General features: G+C 33.9%; 16 protein-coding genes and 2 other annotated features. Of the genes, 4 read left to right on the plus strand and 12 right to left on the minus strand.

Features of this window, described 5'->3' with window-relative positions; translation table 11 throughout:
• Positions 1–41: 41 nt before the first annotated feature.
• Positions 42–284 (minus strand) — a binding site (T-box leader).
• Positions 285–667: 383 nt separating this feature from the next.
• Complete coding sequence (locus tag ABID96_RS16520; RefSeq protein WP_192602958.1) at positions 668–1,321, plus strand: methyl-accepting chemotaxis protein; 654 nt, start codon at positions 668–670, stop codon at positions 1,319–1,321.
• Positions 1,322–1,380: 59 nt separating this feature from the next.
• Here the strand turns inward: ABID96_RS16520 and ABID96_RS16525 are convergent, their stop codons facing one another.
• Positions 1,381–2,130, minus strand: coding sequence for a TrmH family RNA methyltransferase (locus ABID96_RS16525; protein WP_192602959.1), 750 nt, complete (start codon positions 2,128–2,130; stop codon positions 1,381–1,383).
• A 104-nt stretch (positions 2,131–2,234) separates the two neighbouring features.
• Here ABID96_RS16525 and sspI point away from each other — a divergent pair, with 104 nt between their 5' ends.
• On the plus strand, positions 2,235–2,444 hold the full coding sequence (gene sspI, locus ABID96_RS16530) for a small acid-soluble spore protein SspI (RefSeq protein ID WP_088002961.1): 210 nt from the start codon (positions 2,235–2,237) through the stop codon (positions 2,442–2,444).
• Positions 2,445–2,528: 84 nt separating this feature from the next.
• Here the strand turns inward: sspI and ABID96_RS16535 are convergent, their stop codons facing one another.
• The 4 genes from ABID96_RS16535 to ABID96_RS16550 form a co-directional block, all read right to left on the minus strand.
• The gene (locus ABID96_RS16535) at positions 2,529–4,262 is read right to left on the minus strand and encodes a glycine betaine ABC transporter substrate-binding protein (RefSeq protein ID WP_192602960.1); all 1,734 of its coding nucleotides are present in this window, start codon (positions 4,260–4,262) and stop codon (positions 2,529–2,531) included.
• A 4-nt stretch (positions 4,263–4,266) separates the two neighbouring features.
• Positions 4,267–5,469 (minus strand): quaternary amine ABC transporter ATP-binding protein, encoded by a 1,203-nt coding sequence (locus ABID96_RS16540; protein ID WP_192602961.1) that lies wholly within the window; start codon positions 5,467–5,469, stop codon positions 4,267–4,269.
• A 569-nt stretch (positions 5,470–6,038) separates the two neighbouring features.
• Positions 6,039–7,097 (minus strand): M42 family metallopeptidase, encoded by a 1,059-nt coding sequence (locus tag ABID96_RS16545; RefSeq protein ID WP_483301372.1) that lies wholly within the window; start codon positions 7,095–7,097, stop codon positions 6,039–6,041.
• Between the two features lie 121 nt (positions 7,098–7,218).
• Positions 7,219–8,628, minus strand: a complete 1,410-nt coding sequence (locus ABID96_RS16550) for an MATE family efflux transporter (RefSeq protein WP_192602963.1) — start codon at positions 8,626–8,628, stop codon at positions 7,219–7,221.
• Between the two features lie 199 nt (positions 8,629–8,827).
• Between ABID96_RS16550 and ABID96_RS16555 the strand changes: the two genes are divergently transcribed.
• Together ABID96_RS16555 and ABID96_RS16560 are read left to right on the plus strand one after the other, a co-directional pair.
• Entirely contained in the window at positions 8,828–9,910 is a 1,083-nt protein-coding gene (locus ABID96_RS16555; RefSeq protein ID WP_192602964.1) for a nitric oxide synthase oxygenase, read from the plus strand.
• Positions 9,911–10,077: 167 nt separating this feature from the next.
• Positions 10,078–10,899 carry an MBL fold metallo-hydrolase gene (locus ABID96_RS16560; RefSeq protein ID WP_192602965.1) on the plus strand — a complete coding sequence of 274 codons (822 nt, stop codon included), beginning with the start codon at positions 10,078–10,080 and terminating at the stop codon, positions 10,897–10,899.
• An 84-nt stretch (positions 10,900–10,983) separates the two neighbouring features.
• Here the strand turns inward: ABID96_RS16560 and rplT are convergent, their stop codons facing one another.
• From rplT to nrdR, 7 genes are all read right to left on the minus strand, one after another.
• Entirely contained in the window at positions 10,984–11,340 is a 357-nt protein-coding gene (gene rplT / locus ABID96_RS16565) for a 50S ribosomal protein L20 (RefSeq protein ID WP_088002945.1), read from the minus strand.
• Positions 11,341–11,381: 41 nt separating this feature from the next.
• Positions 11,382–11,582 (minus strand): 50S ribosomal protein L35, encoded by a 201-nt coding sequence (gene rpmI / locus ABID96_RS16570; protein WP_025568429.1) that lies wholly within the window; start codon positions 11,580–11,582, stop codon positions 11,382–11,384.
• Positions 11,583–11,605: 23 nt separating this feature from the next.
• Entirely contained in the window at positions 11,606–12,109 is a 504-nt protein-coding gene (gene infC / locus ABID96_RS16575; protein WP_069034593.1) for a translation initiation factor IF-3, read from the minus strand.
• A gap of 76 nt (positions 12,110–12,185) precedes the next feature.
• Positions 12,186–12,311 (minus strand) — a sequence feature (ribosomal protein L20 leader region).
• Between the two features lie 134 nt (positions 12,312–12,445).
• The gene (gene ytxC, locus ABID96_RS16580; protein WP_192602966.1) at positions 12,446–13,279 is read right to left on the minus strand and encodes a sporulation protein YtxC; all 834 of its coding nucleotides are present in this window, start codon (positions 13,277–13,279) and stop codon (positions 12,446–12,448) included.
• Between the two features lie 105 nt (positions 13,280–13,384).
• The gene (dnaI, locus tag ABID96_RS16585) at positions 13,385–14,326 is read right to left on the minus strand and encodes a primosomal protein DnaI (RefSeq protein ID WP_192602967.1); all 942 of its coding nucleotides are present in this window, start codon (positions 14,324–14,326) and stop codon (positions 13,385–13,387) included.
• A 12-nt stretch (positions 14,327–14,338) separates the two neighbouring features.
• Positions 14,339–15,760 (minus strand): replication initiation and membrane attachment family protein, encoded by a 1,422-nt coding sequence (locus ABID96_RS16590; RefSeq protein ID WP_192602968.1) that lies wholly within the window; start codon positions 15,758–15,760, stop codon positions 14,339–14,341.
• 36 nt (positions 15,761–15,796) lie between these two features.
• Entirely contained in the window at positions 15,797–16,267 is a 471-nt protein-coding gene (nrdR, locus tag ABID96_RS16595; RefSeq protein ID WP_188483311.1) for a transcriptional regulator NrdR, read from the minus strand.
• Positions 16,268–16,417 lie beyond the last annotated feature (150 nt).

Raw genomic sequence — 16,417 nt, forward strand, 5'->3', positions numbered from 1 at the left:
TTTTCCATACATTTTTAAACATAAAAAAACCTCGCTCCCAAAAAAGGGACGAGGATTGATCGCGGTACCACCCTAATTAACAGTTAATGCATCGCTGCACTTCTAACTGCTCACTTCATTCATGTAACGGTCTATTTGACCGAGTCGCCTTTACATATATAATGGTCCCGGCGCCAGCTCAAGAGGTGAATTCAATTCAATTTCCTATAAAAGTGCTTTCAGTCTTAGACACTTTCTCCCTATATAGGGTACTCAAATTTACTAGTCTCTATCATCGCTTTTAAATATTAAATTTTCTTAACTTATTATAGTGATATTTTTGAATTATTGCAACTGCTCTACGTGTGATTTTTCTATCACTTTATCATAATTGCTCCACAGAACACTCATTCAAAACGAGACGAAAATCATATTAATAATTGAATATAGTCAAATTGGAAGAATTTTTAATTGAAAATAAGAAATCAGTTAATCATTGGATTTTCAATTATTATATTATTAACCATATCAATGTTTTCTTAAAACTTTTATATTGGTAAAAAAAATATTAACTCAATTGCTTTAATTGAAGATCAAACGAATGATGTAAGTCAAGCAAGGGAAATAGAATTTTTATTATCAGGTCACTCTAACGACCAACGCGGATACTTATTATGATGGGTCTAAAATGATAAAATCAGTTTTAAATGATACAAAAACATTAGAAAACCAATTAACAGATACTGTCGCAATTACCACTAACCTAGCTTCTCTTTCTAAAGAAATTGAACAGATTGCTATCTTAATTAAAGAATTCGCAGATCAAACGCGTTTACTTTCATTTAATGCTTCAATTGAAGCTGCACGAGCAGGAGAATATGGCAAAGGTTTCTCTGTTGTTGCTAATGAAATTAAATTACTTTCAGATCATTCAAGAGAAAATGCATTAAAAGTAACAGATTTAGTAAAACGTATACAAAATGAAACATTGGTTTGTACGAATGGGATGCATAAAAGCTACCACAAAGTTGAACAAAACTTGAAATCAATGAAGCAGACCGAGGAAAACTTCATGCAGATCATGAGTAATGCTCAAGCTTCAAAAGAAAAAACACAAAATGTTTCTGCTAATATTTCAAGTATTTTTGAGAATACTGGTGATTTATTAACTGCTACAAAATCATTAGAAGAAATTGCACAACATTTAACTGCACTAAGCCTAGAAAACTCCGCTTCAAGCGAAGAACAATTAGCAAGCTTACAACAAATCTCAGCTGCCTCTTTGTCTTTATCTGCCATTGCTAAAGAGTTAGAAAATGAAATTCAACGTTTTAAAATATAGTCTATGCTCATTTAATTGCCAAAAAATAAGAAAAGAGGTGCGAATTTGCACCTCTTCATTTATAAGCTATACATTAATATTCCTGCTGCAATTCCTACGTTTAATGATTCTGCTTTTCCGTAAATTGGGATATAAAGGTTTTCGTCCGATAAAGATAGTAGGTTAGAATTGACTCCTTTTCCTTCATTACCAACAATAATGGCAAAACGATTAGACGCTTTAACTTCATTAAACGGTTTAGCATTTTGTAAAGAAGTTCCGTATACCGATATCCCCTGTTCTTTTAATTCTGAAACTACTTCGATTAAGTCTCCACGTAAAATAGGCATATGGAATAAAGAGCCTTGTGTTGAACGAATCGTTTTAGAATTATATAAATCGCTCGTACCAGTCCCAAGTATAACTGCATCATATCCAGCAGCGTCCGCTGTTCTGATCATTGTACCCACGTTACCAGGATCTTGTACTTCATCAATTAATAATAATTTAGATACTTTTGCAAAGTCTACTCTCATATATGAAAATTCGATGATTGCATAAATACCTTGTGTTGTTTCAGTTTCGCTTAATTCTTTACTAACTTCTTTAGAAATATATGTTAACTCGAAAGAGCCAGGTGAAAAGTTTGATGGTAAATCGATTTCTTCTGAAAGTAATAAATGAAGGATCGGTGCATCATTCTTTATTGCTTCTTCCACTAGATGAAAACCTTCTACAATATATTGTTTGGCTTTCTCTCGACCCTTTTTTGTATGCAATTTTTTCCAAGCTTTAACAGAGTTATTTTGTATCGAATCAATTCGTTTCATATTATAACCTTATACCTTTCTTCGTATATCATAAAGTTAATAATACATAAATTTAATACTGTTTACAAATACTACTTAAAGCACAATATGAAAGGAGAATTCAAATGAATTTCAACATTCGTGGAGCAGTTCTTCACAATATTACCGGTAACAAAAGTGATCAATTAGAGGCAACAATCGTAGATGCAATTCAAAGTGGTGAGGAAAAAGTATTACCTGGATTAGGGGTTTTACTAGAATTATTTTGGAAAAATGCTTCAGAAGAACAGAAACATGAGTTACTAGCTGTTATTGAAGGTGGAATACAAGGCTAATAAGGTGCAACTGCACTTTGTTTTGCCTTTTTAACTTAAAAGTAGAAGCCTCGAACAGATTGCTCGAGGCTTCTTTTGAAGTTGTTATTTAGTTTTTAGGTCTTCTATCGAATCAATATCCATATATTCTGGAACAGTTAATCCTAATTTTGTACCATCTAAGTTCGGTCCAAGATCGACCAGCTTATTCTTATATTCTTTTATATAATCACTATGTGTAGTTGGTAGCCAAGCTGCTACTAATGCATCAGCGCTTCCGTCAGCTACACCTGCAAACATAGGACCTGCTTCAACTTGTTTTAACGTTACATCATAACCTTGTTGTTTTAGAACTGTACCAATCACGTTCGTGCTGGCAATTTCTGATTCCCAAGCAACATACACAAGGCTTATTTTTTCGCCATTACCTTTTGGGACATCTTTCGTCCACTTGGCTACTATATCATCATTATTTTCTACCCATTTTTTAGCTGCTTCCTCTGGCTTTGTTCCTTCTTGAACATCACTCATTACTTTTTCCATATCAGATGGTTTCCAGTAAAATTGATCAAGAATTTTGAAAGCACCAGGATTATCTTCTTTTAATCCTTGTTTGACCATCGTGTGGATTGATTCATCTTTTCCAAATGATCCTTTTGGATCTTCTAAATACTTCAATTTATATTTTGTAAACATCCAGTGTGGCGTCCAGCCTGTAACAATGATTGGTTCTTTTTGATCATAAGCTTTTTTGAGTTCTGCAGTCATTGCCGCAGAAGAACCTTCTTTTAAAGTCCAATCTTTTAAGCCATAATCACTCATTGCTTTTTCGGTTGCCTTCATCAGACCTGCTCCTGGATCAATCCCCGTAATTTCATAATGTACTTGATCTCCTACTTTATTAGAAGATGTTTTGTCAGCTGTACCTACTGTGAAAGCAGTAGTAAGAAAAGAAATTAAAAAGATCAGGGTAACAAATCCATATACATATTTTTTAGCGAACTTATTGCCATAAACAGGTTTCCTTAAGTTTTGTGAGATTCTATCAAGTATAATTGCAATGATTACAATTGATAGACCAGCTTCAAATCCTTCACCAACTTTAATTTGTGTGACAGCACGATAAACTTCTGCCCCTAAACCTGGCGCACCAACCAAAGATGCAATAACAACCATCGATAGTGATAACATAATACTTTGATTCACACCTGCTAAAATCGTAGGAGCAGCCAATGGTAGCTGTACCTTCAAGAGTTTTTGCCAAGTTGTTGAACCAAATGCATTTGTCGCTTCAATTAAGTCATTAGGTACTTCTCGGATACCAAGATTCGTAAGTCTTATTGTAGGCGGTACTGCAAAAATAACAGATGCTAAAATACCTGGCACAACACCAATCCCGAAAAAGAGAATAGCTGGTATCAAATACACGAATGCAGGCATTGTTTGCATAAAATCGAGAATCGGCGTAATGACTTGTTTCACTCGATCATTTTGCGAAGCCCATATACCAAGTGGGATACCTATTAACATCGTTATGATAACCGAGGATAATATTAAAGCTAATGATTCAATTGTTGCATCCCAAAGTCCTAAATTATCGATCAAAAGTAAACCTAATAAAGTAAATAACCCTACTGTCCATCGACTTGTATAAAATGCTAATAATGAGATTAACAAAATTAACACAATCGACGGACCCATTCCTAAAACCTTCACAAAGATATCTAATAGGGTTTCTGTGATGTTTGTGATCGTACTGAATAGCGGATTGAAATGTTTGATGATAAAATCAACAATGGAATCAATCCAATCTGCTAACGTTAATTTATGCATCCCCATTACATTAACCCCCTTTTATATTTAAATCTTCTTTTTTACCCGCAAGTGCTCCAATTACCGCACCTCTGATAATGACACCTTTTAATCTATTTTCTTTGTCAACAACAGCAAGTGGGAGAACCGAAGTCGCAAGCGATTCGATTACATCTGTAAGCAGTGTTTCTTCAGAAACTACCACAATATCTTTTTGCATGACTTCTTCAACAGTTTTATTTTCTTTCAATGCAAGCGATGCATCATCGGCAGTTATAGCACCAAGTAATTTTAATCTACGATCTACTACAAATATGCTTGAGTATCCTTGATCTCTCATAATTTGAAGTGCAACCCTTGGACCACGGTCTGGCGTTATTCTTTCAGCACGCTTAAGAACATTAGCCGCTGTTAATACTTTCGACAAATCAACATCTTCTACAAATCGTTCAACATATTCATTTGCTGGATTAACCATAATTTCTTCTGGCGAACCAATTTGAATGATATGACCATCCTTCATTAGTGCAATCCTGTCACCAATTCTTAATGCTTCATCAAGATCATGGGTGATAAAAATGATTGTTTTTTTCATCGTCTCTTGTAATTCTAACAGTTCATCCTGCATATCTTTTCTGATCAATGGATCGAGCGCACTGAAGGCCTCATCCATAAGCAAAATATCCGTATCACTCGTCAGAGCTCTCGCAAGACCAACCCTTTGTTGCATACCTCCACTTAGTTGTGAAGGATATTGATCTTCATAACCTTTTAATCCAACAATTTCTAAAGATTTCTTTGCTTTTTCAGTTCTTTCTTGCTCAGAAATATTTTGTATTTCAAGTCCATATTCCGTATTTTCTAAAACCGTTTTATGTGGGAATAATGCAAAGTTTTGAAAAACCATACTAATCTTTTTTCGACGTACATCCCTTAACTGCTGTGCATTCATTTTCACTATATCTTCATCGTCAATTAAAATTTGACCAGTTGTTGGATCAATTAATCGATTTAACATTCTAATTAATGTCGACTTCCCGCTGCCTGATAAACCCATTACAACAAAAATTTCACCTGGGTAAATTTCAAAATTCGCATCATTTACACCAATTGTTGCGCCAGTTTCTTTTAAAATATCTTTTTTTGAGTAACCTTTCTCAAGTAGTTTTATGGCATTCTTTGGCGATTTACCGAAAACCTTCGTCACATTTTTCACTACAACTTTTGATTTCATCAACTCACCTCGATTTAAAATTTTTAATACAAATCCTTTTTCAATACAACTTGCTTTTATGTTGAAGGCAGCTTTTTAAAGAAAGAATATTCCAAAAAATATTCATGCAATAACGCACGCAAAATAAAAGTAGCCAAGTACTTAAAAAGTCTTGGCTTGCTACTTTATTATCTCTTTTGGAAGAAGAAATGACGCTCCAAGATACAATTAAAAGTAGTTGAAAGTTTATCTGCTATTAATGTTAACAGTAAACTATGACAAAACTATTTCAGAACAATGTTAACAAGGATACATTTGATTACAGACTTTCAACCAAATTATTCCATTTTTTCAGTCATATTGTTCTAAACCTCTTTGACCTTAGTGTTTTGCTCCTGTCAATAAATATTACGAAATAGTAATATTCGTTAACTAAACTTAATGAAAATCTAGCTTTCCCCACTAAAAGCTATTCCCAAAAAACACCTATTTTTAAATTGAAAACGTGTTAATGAGAGCAATAAGTTCTAGTCACCTTAAAATTATAGATAAAATAAAAATCCCTCAAGATACTTGAGGGATTTGTTTACTTAGCTATAAGTTAAGCGATCAACTGTTTCGCGATCTAAACGTTTAATAACTTCTACAATCAGCTTTACTGTGTTTTCATAGTCATCACGGTGTAGGATTCCAGAATGAGAGTGAATATATCTAGTTGGAATTGTAATGGCAAGCGATGGAACACCTTTCATTGTTATATGCATCGCGCCTGCATCTGTTCCTCCACCAGGCATTGCATCATATTGATAAGGAATGCTCATTTCTTCTGCAACATTTACAACAAACTCACGTAAGTCTTTATGAGATACCATTGAAGCATCATAAAGAACAATTTGTGGACCTTTTCCTAATTTACCTTGAGCTTCTCTTTCTGATACACCAGGCATATCTCCTGCAACACCAACATCTAATGCGAAACCAATATCTGGTTCAATTTTATAAGTTGATGTTTTAGCGCCACGTAGACCAACTTCTTCTTGTACAGTACCAACACCAAACACAATATTTGGATGCTGTTGGTTTTGTAATTGTTCTAATACATCAATCGCAATTGCACAACCAATTCGATTATCCCATGCTTTTGCTAATAATAATTTTTCATTTTTCATTGTTTGGAATTCAAAATAAGGAACGACTTGATCCCCAGGACGCACTCCAAATTCTAATGCTTCTTCTTTACTTGAAGCACCGATATCAATAAACATATCTTTAATATCGACTACTTTTCTTCTAGCCTCAGGGCTCATAATATGCGGCGGTTTTGATCCAATAATTCCTGTTACATTACCTTCTTTAGTTGTAATCGTAACGCGCTGTGCTAGCATTACCTGTGACCACCATCCACCGATTGTTTGAAAACGTAAAAAGCCTTTATCATCAATCTGTGTAACCATAAATCCAACTTCATCAAGATGCCCGGCAACTTCAATTCTTGGCCCATTAGCATCTCCTGTTTTCACAGCAATTAAGCTACCTAAATTATCTGTAGTAACTTCATCAGCAAATGGCGTTATATATTTCTTCATTACTTCGCGTGGTTCATGTTCAAAACCAGCTACACCATTTGCATCTGTTAACTCTTTTAACATTTGTAACTTAGCATCTAAAGTAGACAAGGTCATCCATCCTTTTTTCTAATTAAAGTTTATGTACATTATCTATTATACAATTAGCATATCTTTTTGACAAAATCATAAGAATATTAAATTTTTAACCTACGTCCTTTACTCTTCCCTTTGGACCATCCTGAAAAGTAGCTTTCTTCCAATTTCCAAAAAAGTAATAAAGGATATGACATAATACTGCTACTGTAAATGCAGTTCCAAAGCTCCACCAAATACTTAAAAAGCCATATTGATGTCCTAAATAATATGCGAATGGATTCCGCACTAGCCACATCGCACAAAAAGTAAATAGTAATGGAGGCATAACTGCTCCCGTTGATCTGACAACACCTGAAAGAACTAGCGTTACACCAAATAAGATATATGGCCAAAACATAATATAACTAATTGTCATCCCTAAATCAATTGCATGACCAGTCGTTGGTAAAAATAATGAAAAAGCCTGCTTACTAAATATATTTAATAAAAGAACAAGACCACCTGTCCAAATCACATTAAACAATACACCGATCAAAGCAATACGGCCTATTCTTTCTAACTTCCCTGCACCAATACACTGTGCTACCATCGATGTCACAGCTCCACCAATTGCCATTGCGGGCATTTGAATATAACTTGAAAGCTGAAATGCCACACCAAAAGCGGCTGTAGATTCAGATCCAAATGAATTAACTAAGTGAAAGAGTGCTAAATTCGCTGAAGAAACAACGATCATTTGTAGACCCATCGGTATACCTTTTATGATTAGTACCTTTATTAAGCCCCAATCAAACCTGATTAAGTTTAACTCTTCTTTTTGAAGTCTTAAAAAATACTTCTTCGAATAGATCGTTAACACTAACAAAACAAAACTAAATGTTTGAGCTATTAAAGAAGCAAAACCAGACCCGGATATGCCCATTTCAGGAAAAGGTCCAATACCTTTTATGAAAAGTGGGTTTAATATAATATCTAACCCAACGGATAATAGTAAAAAATAAAATGGTGTTTTCGAATCACCTGACCCTCTCATGATTGCCATCACGAGTGTGTAGGCAAACATAAATGGTGTGCCTAAAAACATCATACGTGTATAAGAAATCGCAAAGTTAATTGCATCACCTGGAGTATTCATTAGCTTTAAAATAGTTGGAGAAAATACAAATCCTATAAAGGCGACTATTAAGGAAAGAGCAATAAATAACGCTAAGCTTGTACCTACTACTCTTTTCGCTTCACTAATATTCTTGGCACCTATATTTTGTGCTATTAAAATAACAGCTGCCATAGAAATCCCAAAAATAGCTCCTGACAAAAAGAACATTAATATATTCGCATTAGAAGTAGCCGCTAATGCTTGTTCGCCTAAAAACTTTCCTACCCAAATTGAATTAATTGAACCATTTAAAGACTGAAGTACATTTCCTAATAACATTGGCATAGAAAAGAAGAATAATGTTCTCGCAATAGGTCCATCAGTTAATTGATTACCGTGTAGGTTTTTTGGTTTAAACATCATATCCCCCATTTCTATAAAATATTACTCTATTAATCATCGTAACAGAACAATTGCAATAATATAAATGATTCACTCATCATTTTATTACATATCCCAATCATAATTCACACTAATTTCATAATTACGATTTGAAGGAAATAATAATTAAGCTTACAATGGTAAAGTACATTTTTAAATACAATCTCTGGAGACAATAATGATTACAACAACTGTTTTATATAAAGAAGCAAAAAGTTTCATTACTCAGTGCTATGAAGAGCTAAATATCGCTGATCGAATAGAAGTACGTTTAAAAGAAATTGAAATAGAAATAAAATCAACTGGTTATTATACACATACCTATGAAGAAATTGAACATGGTGCTAAGTTGGCTTGGAGAAATAGTAACCGATGTATTGGTAGATTATTTTGGGATAAACTTCGTGTTTTAGACGCTCGCCATATAAATGATGATGAAGGTGTTCAACAAGAAATCATTCACCACATTCATTACGCAACGAATGCAGGAAAGATTCTTCCGACAATTACAATTTTCAAACCTAATTTAGGTGAAAATAACAACATTCAAATTCATAACCATCAGCTTCTTCGTTATGCCGGTTATGAAACGAATCAAGGAATTATCGGTGATCCTATATCTATTCCTTTTACAAAAGAGTGTGAAAGTCTAGGTTGGGAAGGTAAGAAAACAAATTATGATATGCTTCCAATTGTTTATTCTATCGATGGACAAGAGAAAAAATGGTTTTCAGTACCTAGGGAAGTCATTTTAGAAGTTCCAATTGAGCATCCTGAATTTGACTTTTCTCCATTACAGGCAAAGTGGTATGCAGTTCCAATGATTTCAGATATGCGACTGGAAATCGGTGGTATAACATATAGTGCTGCTCCATTCAACGGTTGGTATATGGGAACAGAAATAGGTGCAAGAAACTTTGCCGACGAATTCCGTTATAATATGCTTCCACAAGTGGCTGACTTGATTGGATTAGATACGAAAAGAAATAGTACTTTATGGAAAGACAGAGCATTAGTCGAATTAAACATAGCAGTTTTATATTCCTTCAAAAAAAATGGTGTTAGTATTGTAGATCACCATTCAGCAGCTCAGCAATTTCAACAATTTGAAAAACAAGAATCAGCATGCGGAAGAGAACTTACAGGAAACTGGGGTTGGCTTATACCACCAATGTCTCCAGCTACAACGCATATTTTCCATAATAGATATGAGAACAAGATCATCAAACCTAATTTTTTTCCTAATAATAAAACCAATTAAAAAATAATACGTTTATTGCTAAAACTAAATTAAAGCATGCTTAGAAATTTTTCTGAGCACGCTTTATTTCGTTTTAAGACAAATCTCATTTCTTACCTTCTTACTTGTTAATTTTGTTAAAATAAACATATCGATGATTTCAAAATTCAGATAAAAGGGAGAATTCAATGATACTATTTAAAAATGAACAAGTAACCGTTTTTCAAAGCGCATTATTTCAAACAAACTCGACTGTTGTTGAAACTGAGGATTGTATCATAGTAGTTGATCCAACATGGCTTCCGAGTGAAATTAATGTAATTAGGAAGTATGTAGATGAAATTAAAAAAGAACGACCTATTTATTTATATTTTACGCATGGAGATTTTGACCATGTGATAGGTTACCATGCCTTCCCAGATGCAATTACAATCGGAAGTATCAATCTACATAATCACCCTGAGAAGGACATTAAAGTAGGAAAAATTAAACAGTTCTATTTAGATCATTATATTCAACATACAGAACCAATCCGTTTTCCTGAAATTGATTTGATAATCACCGAGGATGGTCAAACATTTAAAGTTGGGAATACAACTTTATTTTTTTATCTGTCACCGGGTCATACGAAGGATGGATTATTTCTTTATATCGATCAGTTAGACGTTTGGATTACAGGGGATTATTTATCTGATTTCGAGCTTCCAATCGTATTTGATAGTGTGAAAAGTTATTATGAAACATTAGAAAAGGCTTCTGAATTAATTACAAACAAGGAATTTTCATTATTGATACCAGGTCACGGTAAAGTAACTGATTCAAAGGAGGACGCAATAAAACGTATTTCCTTTGCAAATGATTATTTAACTCGCCTTAGGCAAGCTGTACAAATGGAAGATGAAGAAGCGATTAGTCTTCTAGAGAAGGAATTTTTATTTCCGTCTGCATTTACGAAGTTTTGTCATGAATGCAATGTGAAGAATATGAGAAGAGAGTATTGTCATTCTTAAAAGGCTCAGTCGATCGTATAGCTTGAAAGTTTAATCAAAAACAAAAAATCCTTAACATCTACATGTTAAGGATTTTTAATGTTATTATTTTAAGTTAGCTTTTGCAGCGTTCGCTAATTCAGCAAATGCTTTTTCGTCTGTTACTGCAATATCAGCTAACATTTTACGGTTAACTTCGATACCAGCTAATTTTAAACCGTGCATTAAACGGCTGTAAGAAAGACCGTTCATACGAGCAGCCGCGTTGATACGAGTGATCCATAATTTACGGAAATCACGTTTTTTCTGACGACGGTCACGGTATGCATACATAAGTGATTTCATCACTTGTTGGTTTGCAACTTTGAATAATGTATGTTTTGAACCGTAATAACCTTTTGCTAATTTAATAACCTTTTTACGACGAGCGCGTGTAACTGTACCGCCTTTAACTCTTGGCATATTATTTCCCTCCTAGATATCTATCTAATCCGTTATCATTCTTATTTCATGTTTGTAAGCATGAAGCGAATACGTTTGAAATCGCCTTTGCTTACTAATGAAGCTTTACGTAATTTACGTTTTGCTTTAGTAGATTTATTAGCGAATAAGTGGCTTGTGTATGCACGACCACGTTTTAATTTACCAGATCCAGTCTTTTTAAAACGTTTTGCTGAACCACGGTGAGTTTTCATTTTAGGCATATCGTGTTTCCTCCTCAAATAAATTACTTTTCGTTTTTAGGTGCTAAGACTAAGAACATACTACGACCATCCATTTTTGGGTGTGACTCAACAGTTGCAACTTCTGCACAAGCAGTTGAGAAACGGTCAAGTACTCGTTGTCCAATTTCCTTATGCGTAATAGCGCGTCCTTTAAATCGAATAGACGCTTTTACTTTATCGCCTTTTTCTAAGAACTTAATTGCATTACGAAGCTTTGTGTTAAAGTCATGTTCATCAATTGTTGGACTTAAACGAACTTCTTTCATGCTAATAATTTTTTGGTTTTTACGGCTCTCTTTGTCTTTCTTTTGTTGCTCGAAACGGAACTTACCGTAGTCCATAATACGACATACAGGCGGTTTAGCCGTTGGTGCAACCATTACTAAATCAAGGTTAACGTTTGAAGCTAACTCAAGAGCCTCTTGTTTTGTCTTGATTCCAAGTTGATCTCCGTTAGGACCAATTAATCGAACTTCACGAGCACGAATTCCATCGTTTACCATCATGTCTTTGCTAATAGTAAAACACCTCCAGGGTATTGTAAGAATTACCTTAATTTGTTTCATTGAAGCAAACCTCAAACTCAATAAAAAAGTGTGGGTATATAAATACACCCACACTGACAGTATCAAAGTAATAATGATTCTGTTACCTGACAACAGCCTACAGCGTCATCCAGGTGAGAAGCGGGTGCTTCTACTTCAAACAAATAAGTATTCTTTTCTTACGTTACTATAACATAGCGACAAGATGTTGTCAAGATTCGTATGTTTTATTCGCAACGAAATTTATTATAGCAAAGAAACTTATTTATGACAATCATTTTTTTATTTTCATAAAATTCATTTCGATTTTTCTTGTGTAAAGTCTTGTAAAGTATGTATGTGTACCCGTTCTTGAAAGATATTTTGTAATGTAACAATTAATGCTAAATCTACGGTTGCAGTGTATAAATGAATTATTTTTGGTGCGATTGCAGCTAATGGTACAATCAGTTCATTATCAATGTATTCTCTGTTTTTAACACCTTTACCATACTCTTTTAATAACTCTTTTGAAATTGGTAATAGTAAATGATCATACACACTAAATTTTCCATCATATACAATATGGACATTAGGGATCAGTGAATCTGATTTTAATACTTGTTGTCTTAAATTTTCAATTAGGTTTTGATATTCATTTTCTAATTTGTATTCATCGATTGCGATTTCACATACATAAGCAAGCTGCTTATTATACTCTTTTAAACGGAATGTAATGAACGAATCAAAGCTAAAGCTTATTCCATCCTTTACATATTGAATAATTGCGTTAGTAATCAATTGCTTGCTCTTACGTATTTTCTTTTGGTTTGGTACACTTCTTCTTGTTCCTCGTAATAAGGACTGTGCAATTGGAATGATTTGCTGTTGTTCAACTTCCTCATAGAAAAAAGATGTATGTAAAATGGATTGAATCCACTTATCTTCTTTTTGAAGTAAAATAAATTGTACTAGCGTTGGCACTAATATACTTTTTATTAATTCTTCAGTATTTTGAGGAAAAGTAATTAATATTGTATTCATTTTGTGTTTTCTTAGAAAGTATGGTCTCGATTGATTTTTTAAGCGTTTTTGTAGTCGGTCGTAGACATAAGCTGCATCAATGGGTTCATTGAAAAAAATTTCAATCACCCTGTTCCCCCCTTTCAAGCACCACCTAGTCCTATATATATTAAGAAGAGAATTAAAAAATGCCGTAAAATCACTTTGAATCGTGATTTTACGGCATTTTTGTTTTTAAGATGTGAAATGTCTACGATTTGAACCAGAAATACTGATTGGCTTTGCTAAATATTTAACACGATCTACAATGCGAGCTGCTTTTACTCGTTCTTCTTCTCCGCGCTGTGAATATGTCAGATGGTGTTCTAACTGAGTTATATCTGCATTTGAAGTAAAAAATGTCGGTAATTTTTCTAGCATGCGATATTGAAGAATCGTACCTAATATCTCATCCCTAGCCCAACTTGACATTTGTTCTGCCCCCATGTCATCGAGCATCAATACTTCAACTTTTTTAACAGCTTCTATTTTTTCTTCTAAAGTACCTTCACTAATTGAGCTTTTTAATTCACGTAAAAACTCAGGTAAATAAACAAGCATTGATGAAATTCCTTCTTCTGCTAATTCATTTGCGATTGCACCAAGGATATATGTTTTCCCTACACCGAATGGGCCGTGTAAATATAGCCCTTGCATCATTTTTCCTTTTTCATAACCCATAATAAATTGTCTTGCAGCTGAAATAGCCTCAAAACGTCCAGAATCATCTAAAGATAGATTTGACATAGATGCTTGTAGCACATCTTTAGGTAAATACAGACACTTGATTAAAGCTTCATGCTTTTTACGTTGATCATTCTTTATGCCATTTGGACATCGATCATACTGAACATCAATTCTTTTTCCTTGTATGATTAGATGCGGATGATAACCTTGAACCAAATTTTTACACCCTTCAAATGTAGGGCAATCATGACACTCAACACTTTGACCTATATACTCATAAAGCTTATTTAAGCTTTTATCAATCATATCATCTGTAATTTCATTTTTATTTTGAATTAAAAATGGTGCAACTTTTGGGTGACTGCGGACTTCATGTCGCATTTTTTCAAATGTATCTTGGAATTGTTTATTTTTCATTAATGCAGTGAATGCGTTTTGAATTGGTTCCATTTCGTCCTCCCATTAACGTTTTTTCTTATTTTTGAACATCTCAAGTTCTTTTTCTAATCGTTTTCTTTCTTCGTCAACTGAAGAATCATTTGTCACTGCAGTAATCGGAGCTACACTTTCTGCATTTGGCTGTAACCAATCTGGGACGATTTCTGTACGAATTGCTTTATTTCGTCGATTACCAGTTCTGGCCTTAGCAACAGTTGTCCCTTGTCTTGTCTCTTCAAACTCTTTTCGAGCTAGATCCATCGCTTGCTTAACTGTTGTTACACCTTTTCTTGCCCAGTGGCTTGCGATTTTAATAACATAATTTCTAGATAATTTTTTATCTAAACGTATCATTACATAGTCAATTAATACATTTGCTACCCCTGGAAGTAACTTTTGATCAATCATAATTTCTTCTATGATTTTTAAATCTGCCTCACTTGGCTCTGCACCACCAGATATTTCTTTTAAATATTGGCGAGGTGAGATTGTTTCGAAGCATTGAATTAGTTTTTCTTCCTGTGTAGTTGGTTCAGCTTTCAGCTCTCTATGCTGAATTGGTTGAACCTTCTCAACAATCGTAGGCAATGCTTCATGATGTTGAAATTGATACCATTCTCTCGCTTCTAAACGAAGTGATTCAGTATTAATTTTATTCTCATCGTTTAATGCACGCATGACAATCGTTTTCATTTGAATTGGATTAATACCATATAAAAAAGCTAGCTTTAAAATTGTTTCTTTAACTTCTGCAGTAAAAGAACGTTTTGGAACAAATGAATCAGATAAACCATCTAAAAATAAATCATAATCAAACTCTTCCATTTTGACAGAAATTTTTAAAGGTTGTTGCTCTTTTAACAACCTAGTATTCTGCGTATCACTTTGAGTTATCTCATTATTTTTTTGTATTTCATGTAGTTGTTCCATTGTAACAGTTTGAAAAACGGAATCAAATGAACTAGAAATATCACGATAGCCCTCTTTGGAAAACGCTTGTCTACTAAAAAAGTTTTTCGCTCGTTGATATTGAGTTTTACCGATCGTTTTGAAAAGGAAGATATTTAATATAGGATCTTCAAAAAAAGAATGGGGATCAAGCGGAGATTGAAGTTCATAAAGTAACTTCTTAGTACCTTCTTCAGACCCTTCATACACTTTAAGTAAACCGATTCCCTCTAACATTAACCTTTGCTCATAAATTGTCTTTAAATTTGTTCTCATCCCAAGCATTAAAGAATGATGTGTTAAATTATTTGGATTGAGGTCTGTTTGTTCACATTCACTCCATAAAGTCATGTACAAGCTTAATGCCTGGCTACCAATGATAGGTTGATACAACATCGTTAATACCTGTCTGTGGAAATTATGTAAATATCCTGCAGCCAATACCGTGTATGGATCTGCAGGCAGAACATCCATCCAATGTTGCTTTTCAATAGACATTCAAACAATCCTTTCTTGTATCAAAAGAGCGAAGTACTAATCGTCCTTACCTCGCTCTTTGTTAATTAAATCTTTTAATTCATCAATGAATACATTTATATCTTTGAATTGACGATAAACTGATGCAAATCGAACATATGCAACTTCATCAACTTTAGATAAATGATCCATTACCATTTCACCTAAAACTTCACTTGGAACTTCAGATGTTCCACTATTTTTTAATTCTTTTTCTATATTATTAATAATGCCTTCAAGTTGAGATAATGATACAGGGCGTTTTTCACATGCCTTAATAAGACCTCTTAACATCTTATCTTTACTAAACTCCTCACGAGCTCCCTCTTTTTTCACAACTAAAATAGGATTATCTTCTACTCGTTCAAAGGTAGTAAAACGATGCTGACATTCTTCACATTCACGTCTTCTTCTAATTGATCGACCTTCATCTACCGGTCTGCTATCAAGTACTCTTGTCCCATTATAATTACATGTTGGACATCTCATCGTTTCATTTCAACTCCAAACACAGTTTTGTTAAACAGACTATTATAACTCTATACTATAACAAAATTCAAATAAACTAAAGCAAGAAATGTGGAGGCGACTGGTCAGCTGCGACAAGCATAAGACAAATACCAGTGAAAGTGCTTTTTA

This window comes from Gottfriedia sp. OAE603 (assembly GCF_040543965.1).
GTDB classification, from domain to species: Bacteria; Bacillota; Bacilli; order Bacillales; family Bacillaceae_G; genus Gottfriedia; species Gottfriedia solisilvae.

Excerpts from the sequence above, each read along its gene's own strand:
- ABID96_RS16520 (WP_192602958.1), top strand. The coding sequence starts at position 668 with ATGATAAAATCAGTTTTAAATGATACAAAAACATTAGAAAACCAATTA.
- ABID96_RS16525 (WP_192602959.1), bottom strand. The coding sequence starts at position 2,130 with ATGAAACGAATTGATTCGATACAAAATAACTCTGTTAAAGCTTGGAAA.
- sspI (WP_088002961.1), top strand. The coding sequence starts at position 2,235 with ATGAATTTCAACATTCGTGGAGCAGTTCTTCACAATATTACCGGTAAC.
- ABID96_RS16535 (WP_192602960.1), bottom strand. The coding sequence starts at position 4,262 with ATGGGGATGCATAAATTAACGTTAGCAGATTGGATTGATTCCATTGTT.
- ABID96_RS16540 (WP_192602961.1), bottom strand. The coding sequence starts at position 5,469 with ATGAAATCAAAAGTTGTAGTGAAAAATGTGACGAAGGTTTTCGGTAAA.
- ABID96_RS16545 (WP_483301372.1), bottom strand. The coding sequence starts at position 7,097 with ATGTTAAAAGAGTTAACAGATGCAAATGGTGTAGCTGGTTTTGAACAT.
- ABID96_RS16550 (WP_192602963.1), bottom strand. The coding sequence starts at position 8,628 with ATGTTTAAACCAAAAAACCTACACGGTAATCAATTAACTGATGGACCT.
- ABID96_RS16555 (WP_192602964.1), top strand. The coding sequence starts at position 8,828 with ATGATTACAACAACTGTTTTATATAAAGAAGCAAAAAGTTTCATTACT.
- ABID96_RS16560 (WP_192602965.1), top strand. The coding sequence starts at position 10,078 with ATGATACTATTTAAAAATGAACAAGTAACCGTTTTTCAAAGCGCATTA.
- rplT (WP_088002945.1), bottom strand. The coding sequence starts at position 11,340 with ATGCCAAGAGTTAAAGGCGGTACAGTTACACGCGCTCGTCGTAAAAAG.
- rpmI (WP_025568429.1), bottom strand. The coding sequence starts at position 11,582 with ATGCCTAAAATGAAAACTCACCGTGGTTCAGCAAAACGTTTTAAAAAG.
- infC (WP_069034593.1), bottom strand. The coding sequence starts at position 12,109 with ATGATGGTAAACGATGGAATTCGTGCTCGTGAAGTTCGATTAATTGGT.
- dnaI (WP_192602967.1), bottom strand. The coding sequence starts at position 14,326 with ATGGAACCAATTCAAAACGCATTCACTGCATTAATGAAAAATAAACAA.
- ABID96_RS16590 (WP_192602968.1), bottom strand. The coding sequence starts at position 15,760 with ATGTCTATTGAAAAGCAACATTGGATGGATGTTCTGCCTGCAGATCCA.
- nrdR (WP_188483311.1), bottom strand. The coding sequence starts at position 16,267 with ATGAGATGTCCAACATGTAATTATAATGGGACAAGAGTACTTGATAGC.